The sequence below is a fragment of the Rubinisphaera margarita genome (assembly GCF_022267515.1).
Lineage (GTDB): Bacteria > Planctomycetota > Planctomycetia > Planctomycetales > Planctomycetaceae > Rubinisphaera > Rubinisphaera margarita.
Genome location: NZ_JAKFGB010000022.1, coordinates 293,475 through 306,657 on the forward strand (window position 1 = coordinate 293,475; position 13,183 = coordinate 306,657).

The 13,183-nt window shown below is 57.7% G+C and carries 8 protein-coding genes; 5 read left to right on the top strand and 3 right to left on the bottom strand.

The genetic code is table 11. From position 1 onward, the window contains the following. Positions 1-179 precede the first annotated feature (179 nt). From dnaE to L1A08_RS22430, 3 genes are all read left to right on the top strand, one after another. Positions 180-3,692: a DNA polymerase III subunit alpha gene (gene dnaE / locus L1A08_RS22420; RefSeq protein WP_238758827.1), complete on the top strand. Its 3,513-nt coding sequence runs from the start codon at positions 180-182 to the stop codon at positions 3,690-3,692. 2,565 nt (positions 3,693-6,257) lie between these two features. After that, entirely contained in the window at positions 6,258-6,986 is a 729-nt protein-coding gene (locus tag L1A08_RS22425; RefSeq protein WP_238758828.1) for a hypothetical protein, read from the top strand. A gap of 571 nt (positions 6,987-7,557) precedes the next feature. Continuing rightward, positions 7,558-8,061 (top strand): phosphatase domain-containing protein, encoded by a 504-nt coding sequence (locus L1A08_RS22430; protein WP_238758829.1) that lies wholly within the window; start codon positions 7,558-7,560, stop codon positions 8,059-8,061. Between the two features lie 63 nt (positions 8,062-8,124). Here L1A08_RS22430 and L1A08_RS22435 read toward each other — a convergent pair whose 3' ends face one another. After that, positions 8,125-9,177, bottom strand: a complete 1,053-nt coding sequence (locus tag L1A08_RS22435) for a non-reducing end alpha-L-arabinofuranosidase family hydrolase (protein ID WP_238758830.1) — start codon at positions 9,175-9,177, stop codon at positions 8,125-8,127. A gap of 388 nt (positions 9,178-9,565) precedes the next feature. Then, on the bottom strand, positions 9,566-10,405 hold the full coding sequence (locus tag L1A08_RS22440) for an alpha/beta hydrolase (protein WP_238758831.1): 840 nt from the start codon (positions 10,403-10,405) through the stop codon (positions 9,566-9,568). Between the two features lie 170 nt (positions 10,406-10,575). On the opposite strand from L1A08_RS22440, the gene L1A08_RS22445 reads away from it, so the two are divergent. After that, positions 10,576-11,829 carry a M14-type cytosolic carboxypeptidase gene (locus L1A08_RS22445; protein WP_238758832.1) on the top strand — a complete coding sequence of 418 codons (1,254 nt, stop codon included), beginning with the start codon at positions 10,576-10,578 and terminating at the stop codon, positions 11,827-11,829. 68 nt (positions 11,830-11,897) lie between these two features. Here the strand turns inward: L1A08_RS22445 and L1A08_RS22450 are convergent, their stop codons facing one another. Beyond that, a complete protein-coding gene (locus L1A08_RS22450) occupies positions 11,898-12,308 on the bottom strand; it encodes a hypothetical protein (protein WP_238758834.1) in 411 nt (136 codons plus the stop codon). Positions 12,309-12,519: 211 nt separating this feature from the next. On the opposite strand from L1A08_RS22450, the gene L1A08_RS22455 reads away from it, so the two are divergent. Then, entirely contained in the window at positions 12,520-13,182 is a 663-nt protein-coding gene (locus L1A08_RS22455) for a hypothetical protein (RefSeq protein ID WP_238758836.1), read from the top strand. Position 13,183 lies beyond the last annotated feature (1 nt).

Below are 13,183 nucleotides of genomic sequence, written 5' to 3' on the forward strand. Positions count from 1 at the left end.
ACTCCGGCATGCAACTTCTGTTCTGGCAACACGTTCAGTCTCCCGCCCCTTAACTCTACGGCCCCCATTGGAACTCGCTCCGCTCCGCGGGTAGAATGGCGTCGTGGAACGAATTCACACGTGCCGCGACCAGCTGTCGCCGCGTTTTTGATGGACCTTTCTGCCCGTCGAGGATGACCATGATCACGGAGGCGACCTCCCCGCAGCGTCCGTTTGCTCACCTGCACTGCCACAGCCATTACAGCCTGCTTGATGGAGCCAACCGCATTCCCGCCATGATCGAAAAGGTCAAGGCGAACAACATGAATGCGCTGGCCATCACCGATCACGGCAACCTGTTCGGCGCTCTGGAGTTTTACCAGAAATGCAAAGCGGCTGACGTCAATCCGATCATCGGTTACGAGGCCTACATCGCGCCCGGAAAGCGGACCGACCGCAGCGCGAGCCGCATGAAGGAAGCCAGCTTCCACCTGACCCTGCTGGCCCAGAACAAAACCGGCTTTCAAAACCTGATCAAGATGGCCTCTTCGGCCTATCTGGAAGGGTTCTACTACAAGCCGCGAATCGACAAGGACCTGCTCGAAGCCCACAGCGAGGGGATCATCTGTCTGTCCGGCTGCGCGTCGAGCGAACTGTCGCACTACCTGCTCAGTGAAAATCACAAAGAAGCCGAGCAATTGCTCCGCTGGTACGAAAAGACCTTCGGCGACAGGCTCTATCTCGAGATTCAGGATTCCGGCGTGCAGATCCAGAAGGACTGCATGGAGCGGACGATTGAACTGGCCGACCGGTTCGGATTTCCTCTCGTCGCCACCAACGACGCCCACTATCTCAATCAGGAAGACGCCGGCTCCCACGAAGTTCTGCTCTGCGTGAATACCCGCACGACCATGCAGAACGAAAAGCGGATGAAGCTCGACAGTTGCGAGTTTCATCTCCGCACGCCAGAGGAAATGTACAACGCCTTTCCGCACTGCCCCGATGCCGTCGGCCGCAGCCAGGAAATCGCCGATCGCTGCGACATCGATCTCGATCTCACCGCGCGCCACTATCCAGTATTCCAGCCGCCCGAAGGCAAGACCGACGTCACCTTTCTTCGCGAGCTCTGCGAGAAGGGCCTCCAGTGGCGTTACGGGGATCAGCCGGCTCAGGTTTATTATGACCGGCTCGAGATCGAACTTGGCGTCATCGAGAAGATGGGCTACAGCAGCTACTTCCTCATCGTCTGGGACTTCGCCCGCTTCGCCCGCGAGAAGGGCATCCCCTGCACCGCCCGTGGTTCGGCCTGCGGAGCTCTGGTCGCCTATCTACTCGGACTCGGCGATGTCTGTCCGATTCAGTACGACCTGCTCTTCGAACGATTCCTCGACCCGAGTCGCTCCGAAGCGCCCGATATCGATATCGACTTCTGCCGCGATCGCCGGCAGTGGGTCATCGATTACGTGAAGGAGAAGTACGGCGAGGAGAGTGTCGCCCAGATCGGCACTTTCGGAACGCTCAAGGCCAAAGCCGCTCTCCGCGATGTCGGCCGCGCCCTGGATGTCCCGCTGCATCGGGTCAACGAAATCGCCAAGATGGTGCCCGAACAGCTCGGCATCAAACTCAAAGACGCCATCGAATCGACCGCGGAACTCAGAGAGCAGTACGACTCCGATCCACAGATCAAGGAGATGCTCGACTTCGCCATGGCGCTGGAAGGGCTCGCCCGGAACGTCGGGACGCACGCCGCCGGCGTGGTGATTGGCGACCGCCCGCTCGATGAATACATCCCTCTGCAGCGGATCACCGGCAAGACCGACATCATCACGCAGTGGACCGACGTCGAAACCGCCGGCCTGCTCAAGATGGACTTCCTCGGCCTGCGAAACCTGTCGATTCTCGACAAAGCCGTGCAGAACGTCCGCGAGAACTATCCAGATTTCAACATGCGGCCCATCGACTTCCCGCTCGATGACCAGAAGACCTTCGCCCTGCTCCAGCGCGGCGAAACCAAGGGGATCTTCCAGCTCGAATCGGGCGGCATGCGGGACCTGCTGACCAAGATGAAGCCGGACAAATTCGCCGACATCATCGCCACCTCTGCCCTTTATCGCCCCGGTCCCCTGGAAGGGGGGATGGTGATGACCTATGTCGAGGTGAAACACGGGCGGCAACCGGTGCCGAAGGTTCACCCGCTGGTCGACGAAGTGCTCGCCGAGACCTACGGCGTCATGGTCTACCAGGAACAGGTCATGCGGATTCTCAACCGCGTCGGGGGCATCGAGCTTTCTGCCGCGTACCGCTGTATTAAGGCGATCAGTAAGAAGAAGCTCGAAATCATCGCGGTGAACAAGGAGAAGTTCATCGAGGGTGCCCAGGAAAAGGAGATGTCCAAGGACAAGGCCGAGGAACTCTGGGGGCTCATTGAGAAATTCGCCGGGTACGGCTTCAATAAGTCGCACAGCACCGCGTACGGGGCCATCGCCTATCAGACCGCTTACCTGAAAGCCCACTTCCCCAAGGAGTTCATGGCGGCTCTGCTTTCCTGCGGCATGGAGAGTTCCGAGCGGATGGCGGAACATACCGACGACTGCCGCCGCATGAAGATCGACATCGTCCCGCCCGATCTCAACATGTCCGACGTCGAATTCAAAGTCGTCGGCGACAAGGTCGCCTTCGGGCTCGGAGCCATCAAAGGGGTCGGCGAAGGGGCGGTCTCCGAAATCGTCGCGGAGCGCGAAGCCAACGGCAAGTTCACCAACATCTTTGACCTCTGTGAACGCGTCGACCCCAAGGCGCTCACCAAGAGCGTGCTCGAAATCCTGATCAAAGCCGGCGCTCTCGACAGCTTCGGCCCCAACCGGGAACAGCACATGCTCGCCATGGAAACCGCCGTTCAGATGGCGGCTCGCAAGCACCGCGATAAAGCCCGCGGTCAGAAGAGTCTTTTCGGAGGAGCAGCCAGTGCCGAAGTCGCTGAGTCCGTCGCCGGCGTCGTGCCCGATGCTCCCGACTGGACGCACGCGCAGAAGCTCGCCTACGAAAAAGAGATCTTCGGCTTCTATCTCACGTCGCATCCGTTGACCGAATTCGCCGACGAGATTACGCCGCTCGTGTCACACACGACGAAGGAGCTCGGCGAGATTGAGGACTCGATGGAAGTCCTGGTCGGCGGGATGATTTCGTCGATCAAGAAAGCGACGACCCGCAATCCGTCCCGCAACGGCAACAGCAAGTACGTGAACTTCGACCTGGAAGATGCGAACGGCGTCGTCCGCTGCATCATGTGGCCCGACGATTACTCCCGCTATCAGGAAATGGTCGTCGCCGACGAAATCTGCATCATCGCCGGCCGCGTCGACCGCCGCGGCCGCGAGCCGAACCTGATCGTCAACAAACTCATGACGATCGAATCGGCCCAGAAGCAGATGACGCAGCACCTGGCGCTGAAGTTCCAGCACGGCTTCCACACCGAAAACGACATGAAACAGGTCCGCCGCATCCTCGACCACCACCCCGGCAACACCAACGTCGTCATCGTCGTCGAAGCCCCCGACGAATCCAACCCCGACTTCCTCACCCGCACCACACTGGGCTCGCCAACACTCTCGGTGACGGTCTCAACCAGGTTGCGCGAAGAACTGAACCAGGTGCTGGGCGAATCGTTTTATCGAGTGCATGTGTCGGCCCCGAAGAAGAAACGGGACGGGTAATAAGGTAACCACCAAACGGGAGTTCGAAGGCGGTAGGCCAGGCACCGCTTGAACTAATCGTCCCTCTCGGCAACAGAACGCAAGATGGTTCACCCCACAGATCCCACTGAAGTACTCCACGCGTTCTTCGCGGCGATGTATGATTGGGAGAGTCAAACGTCCCGCCTCTGTGACATCCGTATCGATTTTCTCCGAAACAATTCTCCTGCCCCCGGAACATCTCCTCATGCCGACTGGAAGGCATGGATGCTACGATACCGCGAGATTTTCGATGACTATTGCATTCCACCCGCGAAAGCGAGAGATCCGTTCCTTAATACGCCTTCATCCTATGCGCCAACCTCAGCGGCCCTATCTCGAGTTGAGGAGGTTAGTCCGACAAAGAGAGTGTTCTTCTTCGACAGTCTCCACGGCATCTTTTTCAACATGGCATTCGAACTGATTTTGACAAGCGGAGGCGAATGGAAGATTTCGAATAGATTTCGAGTCAATCGCCGGGGAGAATTAACGCCTGAAAGCATCTGACTAAGGCGCCGGGTGCCAATGGGCACGTGCCTGGCATTAGTCCGCAGGTCAGGCCCCGCCGGGTGCCACTGGCTCCGCCAGTGAAATTTCAAATGGAGGGCTGCCCCAACAAGCGCACTGGCAAAGCCAGTGGCACCCAGCGAAAGGAAGCTCAAAGCCCGTAGGTCAGGCACCGCCTGACGCGGTTGCTTCGAGCAACGTCCACTTCTCGTCAGGCAGGGCCTGACCTACTTAACTGGCGCAACGCATGCATTTCCTCAAAAGAGCGCAAAGCTAAAAGGGGTTTAATATCGGGTCAGAGGAACGATGGCTGACTGAGATCGCCTCGTTGTCACTTCGTTAGGAAGTCGCGTATGATTGAGTTTCCATTTGAACACAACAAGAGTTATGTCGACGAGATCTTTCGGTTCCTTGCCAGCCCGGGAGGATTTCAGGAGGGGGCATTTTCGGAAAAGCTTCCGACAGTGGGAGTTACTGTCATCAGTGGCTCGCGATGGCTTGCCAATTGTTCTGGATTTGAGATCTACCAAGATCCGGACGCGAAATGCGCAAGAATTGAGGAACTCTCTTGGTCTGACATCATGAAAGAAGACGATCATTTACAATTGGCGTTCGCGAGAGAGAATCGTGACTTAAGTTTGAGCATCAGTAGTTGGTTGTCTGGCGTCCTTCCCGTTTTGTATAATGATATTGATCGCAAATTTGGGGACAACCTTCCCCGGTTCATTATAGATGACATCTCGGGATTTATGTATTCCTGTGTCATTTTCCGGTCGGCGGTTGGGAACTCGCCATGCATAAACAACCTTATGTTTCAGTGTTATCTTGCGAATGGTTATCCATGTGGATGGTCAGGCGCATATCCTGATGGGCAAATGGTTGTGTACTCTGCGACTCCCTAGGCCAGGCACCGCCTGACGCGTTTGCTTCGAGAAACGTCCACTTCTCGTCAGGCAATGCCTGACCTACTCCACTGCGACGATTTCTTCGGATGGTCCCACCTATTAAATGAATAAGCATGAATAGCAGAAATGTACACCTAGACGCCTGGTCGGTTCCGCCCGTAATGTTAACTTCTTCGTATGTCACCTCTATACACAAGGCGAGGGAGGGGATGGCGAGGCAGGATACTGTTCGATGCAGAGGGCTGAAGGTTTGCAGTGTCGATGCTGGTTCCGATTTTCTCGTATTGCACTTGGGGGATAACAACGTATTACGGATCTTTTGCGATAGTGCGTGGGTGGGATGGGAGATTGTTGAAGCGGTAGATCACGTTGGCTTTCAGGATGCGGCTGTATGGGATTTAGAGTACGAACTCCTAGGGGAAGTTAGGAGACGTCCATTTCAAAGGAAAATGCTGGTAGATCGGTTGCAGGGCCGAACTCTTAGGATGTTAACTGTGCTGGGGAAGTGCCTGTTCGTGGCTTTTGACCAGTTTCAATATATGTTTGAATCTCGTTTATGTTTGTCGGACAACAGGCATGTCCTGTTGTACAACGAAGAAAATGAATGAGTATCCCAGCGTTCGTGTGCCATGCTGTGTGTCACAACATTCCGACGTGTTTTGTCCGAGTTCTCCGGCCCGTGAAGCGAACCGCGATTTGATTTGCTGGCAAGGAAGATCGGCGCCTCGATTCATTAGCCACTTCCCGCATCTTCCCGGATTCATGCAAGCAGGGCAGGCATGGCCGGGCGGTGCCTGACCTACTTTTCCGAGACAGACGTTGCTGGCGTAAGCAGACCGATTCGCCATCGCAGCTCACCGTAGTTCCTGCCCGCCTTTTCTTTCTCCAGCAGTCCCTGAAAGACGAATCGCCGGGTGCCACTGGCTCCGCTAGTGAAATTTCAAATGGAGGCCTGCCCCAACGAGGGCACTGGCAAAGCCAGTGGCACCCAGCGAAAGGAAGCTCAAAGCCCGTAGGTCAGGCACCGCCTGACCTACGGTTGCTTCGAAGAATCTCCACTTCTCGTCAGGCAGTGCCGGCAGTGCCTGACCTACTTAACTTAGTTCTTATCATTGCCAATTAAACCGAGAGTCCGATGCCCGAAGATTTTTTGACCGCTCCGGAATTCCTCAAGCCTTTTCCAGATCCTGAGAATGTATTCCTGCGAGACGTGGAGCAGCATCATCGATATCTCTTACCTCTGGCAACACTGGATCTCTCAGCAGTCTCACCATACCTCGAAGGTACGATTCATTTCATTCAGCCAGTTGAACCTTATAACGGCGTTGTTGGAGAGAGTGGAGAAGAATACTTCAATCATTTCTGTCGGCCGAACTGGGTCGGATTTCAGTACGTCGAGGGGAAATGCGAGCTGCTCTGTGATTTCAAGTTTTTTGAAATGGCACAACTCGAATCCACGACTTCGCGCTCGCCGCGGGAGCAGAAAGCATTCGAGCAATTGCAGGACCACTACAACGGGATCCATTCCGAATACCGTAATTCAAAGGATCGCTTCCGATCCTATGGGGCTCTGTATCATCCCAGCCTGAATCCACCATTTGAACGTTCGGAACGTTTGGAGCTGTTGACACTTCTGGGTGGGGAGAGTGAATCCTTTAGCTGCAATTGGGCGGCTCTTGAGGACATGCCTCTGGTTCGCCATTCCCCCGAACACTCGGTTCCGATTCTACCCGATGGTCGCGAGTTCATCTTCATAGGAGAGTTGAGCACAATGCACTATATTTGGGACGCCCCAGACTGCCAACTGCTGCTTTTCTACGACTCGCTCACTCGCATTGCATTGACGACCTTTGACTGGAGTTGACTCGATCACTCATTGCTGGGGAACGGCTTTCCCCGGCTAAATCGGGCAGGCTCCCGCCTGCCTTCCCCGAACTCCAGAGTCTAGGATGGTGAAAAGGCTAAACACCGTATCTCGCTCCGCCGGGTGCCACTGGCATTCCCCCCGCTTTTCGTCCAAGTTTGTGCGCCCCTGATAGTTCGACGTCCACTGGCAGAGCCAGTGGCACACGAAGGATGGCATTTGTGGATGTTTCGGGGTGGCACTGGCTTTGCCAGTGCTCGTTGATCAATTGAAGGCTGTGATCCGAGATCCGCAGGGGGCGCGGCGAGAGCCTGTCAACATCCGCGCACCAGAGTTAGAATCGCGTGAGATCCCCTAATGAGGAGAACTCACCCTGCATCGCGATCTCCTCTACGGAACCCTGTTCTCGCTGCTCGCGATCGGAACCGCTTTCCTGGCTTCGCGGGGTGGGTGGTACGTCGTCCTTGTATGGCCTGCGATTTCTTTCAGCACCGTGGCCGTCGCCTATCTGAGCGGCAACGCAGCTGTGTTCGGGAAACGAAGCGACGGATCGCGGCACTGGGCGTCGACCATGCTTCTCTTGCCCTATCTTCTGTTCGCACACGCGGTCTGGGCCGCCCAGGTGGCGCTTTCCAGCGAAGCTGCAGCGAACAACGTCGATCCGGCTCTGATCATCTCTCGCCGTCTGCGGGGAAACGAATACCCCGACGATGTTGGCCTCATCTGCGATCTGACGTGCGAACTGTCCGACCCTCGCTTGGTCCGCTCACGATCGACCTATCGCTGCCATCCGATCCTCGACGCAGGAACGGTTTCCGCGGCCGAGCTGATCGCCTTCGCAAAAACAGTTCCCCCCACGGACCAGGGTGCCGTACTTATTCATTGCGCCAACGGGCACGGTCGAACGGGAATGTTCGCCGCCATCTGGCTGATCGTCCACGGCTACGCCCCATCGGCTGAGGAGGCCATCGCTTTGCTCAAGACGGCCCGCCCCGGCGTCCGCCTGCGGCCGAGGCAATTTAAAGTCGTGGCGGAAGCAGGTGAGATTCTCTGCGAAAATGAAAACCAGCCGTAGGTCAGGCACCGCCTGTCGCCAAGTGGTCGTCGCTCGAAGCAACCGTGCCAGGCAGTGCCTGACCTACTTTTCCGAGACAGACGTTGCTGGCGTAAGCAGACCGATTCGCCATCGCAGCTCACCGTAGTTCCTGCCCGCCTTGTCTTTCTCCAGCAGTCCCTGAAAGACGAATCGCAGATTCTCGGGGTCGACGAGCAGTTGCTGATTGTTGCTGGCGCGGATCAGTTCGCCGTGGCTGATGTTGTCGGTCCAGGGCGGGACGTCGGGAGCCGGGGTGATGTTGCGGTTGCTGGCGAAGGGGTGGTCCCGCGTGACGGCGAGTGGCTGCCATGTGCCGTCGAGCCGGTCGGCGATGTAGGCTTTGAAGTACCGCTGCCCCTTCTCTTCGATCACTGTCAGATACTTGTCGAGCCCCTTGAGGCGATAGGTGTGGCTCGCTTCGAAGAATTCGCCTCGCAGCGCCAGTTCACAATGGCTGAAGCCGTGCGGGAAGTCTTCGAGCCGTGTCCATAACCGCCACAGGCGACCGTCGAGGCTCGTGATAAACAGATACGCCCGCTCGTCGTCGCAGATAATCCAGTAGTCGAGGCCGCCAACTTTGCGCGGATCGTCCGCGCCACCATCGAGCATCGGCTGAGCCGGAGTCCACGACTGGGGATTGCTGATTTCTTTCGTCGTCGAATACGCGACCCACATCTTATTCGCGTTCGGCATCCCGGCCTGATAGACCAGATACCAGCACTCGTGCGGCTCAAAGTAGAAGACCTGCGGAGCCCCGAAGTACTTGCTTTCACTGACCGGCAGCAGCGTCCGCTTCGACGCGTTCGCCTCCTCCCAGTTCGCGAACGAGCAATACTCAATCGCCGTCCGCCCGGGCAGTTTGACCGTCATAAAGACATGCCAGCGGCCGTCGTGAAACACGATCGTGGGATCCTTCTGCGCCCGACTCGGCTCCACGTCGCGAACTTCGGGGGCGATCAGCGGGGCACTGTATTCCCATTGAGCCGGCAGAGTGAACTCCGCGGCAGCCTCGTCGCGCGTCTGCCCCGCAACGGTCCCGGCGAGTTGTGTCAACATGATGACCAGACAGGCACTCCACCACCGTAGACTTCGCATCTTTCTGACTCCCCTGTTCAACATGGTCACTCCTGTGGTGTGCTGGCTTGGAACCTGGGATGTATGACTCCAAGGGTTTCAACCAGATGATGCAATAGACTGGCCATTTCTCGTAACGAGGCGGATCATGTCCCTTCGCCCCCTTCAGGGGGAGAAGGTGCCCGAAGGGCGGATGAGGGGGCGATCAACCAGCGATGTTCAATACAAATGAGAAGCAGCGGCCCGTGAAGCAGGTCACCCGCATTTCCCCCTCACCTTAACCCTCTCCCCCAGGATGGCGAGGGAACTCCGAATTCCTGACATTCTCCGATCATTGAACCAGCAGGTCCGTCGTCACCTTTGAGATCGCACTGCCGGGCAGGCCAGCAGTGGCCCCCGACGCTCTGTCTTACTCGGATGCGTCCTCTGCTAACGGCGTCTTTCCGGCGGAGACGTCGAGGAGGAACTGGGCGAAGTCCTTCTGTTTCTGCTCGTCTTTTCCGAAGGAGCCGTGGGTGCCCGGGTATTCCCGGTAGATGATCTCGCTGGCCGGCTGTCTGGCGTATTTGATCATCATCGAGACAAACAGTTCGTTCTCTTCCTGGCGGGAGGGATAGTCGTTGTCGCCGCACTGAATGAAGATCGGGAACGGCGTCTTTCGCACGTGGTAGAGCGGAGCGAACTCGTCGCAGAGGCCACAGCTCGCGGCAAGGCCCCGTTCCTTTCGCACGGTGAAGTGCGTGATCATGTGGCCGCTGATCGGCAGCAGTCCGGCAATGCGATCGACATCGACGCCGCGGGCATCGAGCCAGCTTTTGTCCATTGTGATCATCGCGGCCAGATAACTCCCGGCTGACATCCCGCCGACGAAAATCCGGTTCGGGTCGCCGCCGTATTGTTCGATGTTCTTGAACGTCCACGCCAGAGCATCGGCTGCGTCATTCAGATAGTCGGGGCACTGTGCCTTCGGATTCAGTCGATAGGAGGGAGCCACCAGACAGACGCCCTGCTCCGTCAGATCCGGCCCGCCCCGCCGCCCACCCGTCAGTCCACCGCCGTGGAAGTAGACGAGCACCGGAAACTTCTCGGCTGTCTCGTCCGGCAGATGAATATCAAGCCGGCACTGCTCCTGCTGATACTCCGTGCCATTTTCAGGACCATAGTAGATCCCCTCATGCACTTCGCCCGCCGAACACGTCGTAGCAAACGCAACGGTCAGAAGCAGACAGAACAAAGCAGAACGTGTCATCAGGAACTCGCTTTCGTCGGAACACAGTCAGTCGGAATCATCAGCGTGAAACTCGTCTTCTCGATAACATTATCGTGTCCGGACACGCCGAAGGATGCAATTCTCTGGCAGATGTTGTTCAATGTTCGGGAGTCTGACCACACTCACATCTAGCCGCCGGGAAGAGTCGCATGAAATTCGTCACACCGTCGATCCTTTCACTCTTGCTCGGGTTCATCATTTCCTGCTCGTCCCTCTCAGCCGAGCCACTCTCCGTGCATGCCGACTTCGAAGGAGGCTCGGTTCATCTCCTCGAGATTGATCAGAACTCCCGCAGTCTCACCTTCACGCCCGGCGGTGATCCTGCTCGCGGATGGCCCTGCTGGTGGTATTTTCGAATTGATGGTCTCACGCCCGGGGAACCGGTCACGCTGAAGCTTCGCGGGTCCACGGCGGCAGTCGAATCTCGTAAGCCGTTGTCGTCGGTCTGGGCGATGCCGAAGCAGGCGACGTTTTCGGTCGATGGCACCGAATGGCGGCACACGGAGCCGGGGCAGCGCGTCGAGGAGGCGATGGTCTATACGCTCGCCGTCGATGCGACTTCGGTGTACGTCGCCTGGGGTCCGCCATATACGCCGAGCATGGCGGCTGAATTCGTGCGTTCAATCAGCGAGACATCGCCGCATGCCACGGCGACTGAGCTGTGCCGGTCGCGGGAAGGACGTGTTGTTCCGATGCTGCACGTGAAGGAGGGGGATCGCCCCGACGAGGAACGGTTCGGCGTCTGGGTGCAGGCTCGGCAGCATGCCTGGGAAAGCGGTTCGAGCTGGGTCGCTCAGGGGTTCGGCGAGTGGCTGTTGAGTGAGGAACCGGACGCCGCGTGGCTGCGGCAGCATGCGGAGATCTTTCTGGTGCCGATTATGGACATCGACAACACGGCGACCGGCAACGGCGGGAAGGATGCGTTGCCGCGGGATCACAACCGGGACTGGTCGGCCGAGCCGCACTGGAAGGAGATCATCGCGGCTCAACGGAAAGTCAGCGATCTGATTTCGGAAGACCGGATGGACGTCTTCCTCGACCTGCACAACCCCGCCCCGGGCGATCCGACGTTCTTCTACATTCTGCCGGAGGAGATGCTGAAAGAATCGACGGTCAAGCTGCGAGATCGATTCCTCGCACTCGCCTATCAGCGAATCAGCAAAGCCGAACCCCGCATTCCGATGAGCAGCAAACCGAAGATCACAGGCACGAGCTATCACCCCCTCTGGCGACAGATCAGCACCAACTGGGTCAGCATGCACGGCAATCCCGACACCCTCAGCGTCTGCCTGGAAACCGGCTGGAACTTCACGAACAGCACAACCGAAGGCTACCGAGCCGTGGGAGCGGGCCTGGCAGCAACCGTGCGGGAATTTCTGGCGGAGCGGGCGCGGGAGGAGTAGTCTCGTGCGCCCACAGGTCCAGTGCTCCCTTAGGCCCGGCAGGTGGATCGCCAGCGTATCTGCTCACGTCATCCACACTGCCGCTGCACCCAGTCGACCACATAGTCGGAATATGCATCCCAGATTTCAGGAAATCGGGTGACGTTGGGAATGTGGTTCACCTCGAGTAAATGCGGTTCGCCATCAGCCGTGATGATGTAATCATTCGCGGCGATTTCGAGTCCGAGCCCTTTCGCGATGTTTCGCGTATCTTCAACGAGGCGGGGATCAGCCTGCATGAAGGATGCGGTTGGATGATGAATCGACTTCAGCCATCCGTCGCCTTCGAGTTTGATCTGCCAATGTCGGTCACCAATCATGACGAGCCGGACCGCATCGCCCTCCAGATAATGCTCGATGATCGACGGCTCGCTGGTCTGATAGCGGCCCGTAAACCGCGTTTTATTCTCGCCGCAGTGCCAGTCCCCCCACTTCGCCACGCGTTCAACATCTGTCTTGTATTCCGTGGACGCGGTGGCGAATCCCCGAGACGGCCCCCCATACGCGGTCAACTGCAGTCACTGAGACGCTTCCGATTCAGGAGCGACAGTGACTCCTGGCGTTCAACCTGAGTCGTCCGCCGGTTCTGCCTTATCCTTCGCAGTTCATTCGAGTATGATTCGCCGGAGTCCCAAACCGGAGGACGAACGAATGACGCTCGAACGATTCCATCTCTACCGCACGCTTGCGATGGTTCTGGCGGGAGGTGTAGGAGCGCTGGTCGGCGCCGTTCTGATGCAGCCTTTTCAACTTTCGCCGTCGCTGAGAAACACCGTCCTGTATTCCTGTGTGCTGGTCGGGCCGGCTCTGGTCTTCTTTCTGTTCCGTCGCGTCACGGTCACTTGCACCGAGTGCCACACCCCTCTGAGGATCACACGTCGGTTCGGTCTGGCGATCGGATACTGGTGCGATTCCTGCGAACGGGATCCTTCCGCCGAATCAGAAGAGCAGACGGAGCTGTTTTCGACGAGCATCTATGACTCGCCGCCCAATCCGAATCATCTACCGCAGACGGTTGCGAAGTTTGCCGCACTGCTGGGAATGGTGGTCTGCTACTGGTACTTCAATTCCTACGAGGTCCCGGTCGACGAAGGCGCCCTGGTGTGGATATGGCTGGTCATCATCGCGGCAGTCTGGGGAATCGCCTGGGGCATCACGCGCGAGCTGACCGCCCGGAAATGTCCGAAGTGTGGAGGAAAGCTGTTCTATCAGAAGCGAGGCTATCAGCAGAAGCTCGGCTTCCGCTGTCGTTCCTGCAAGCACTTCATTGATCTTCGAAGCGACTACGACCGGAATCCTTCCACGGCCCCGTAAG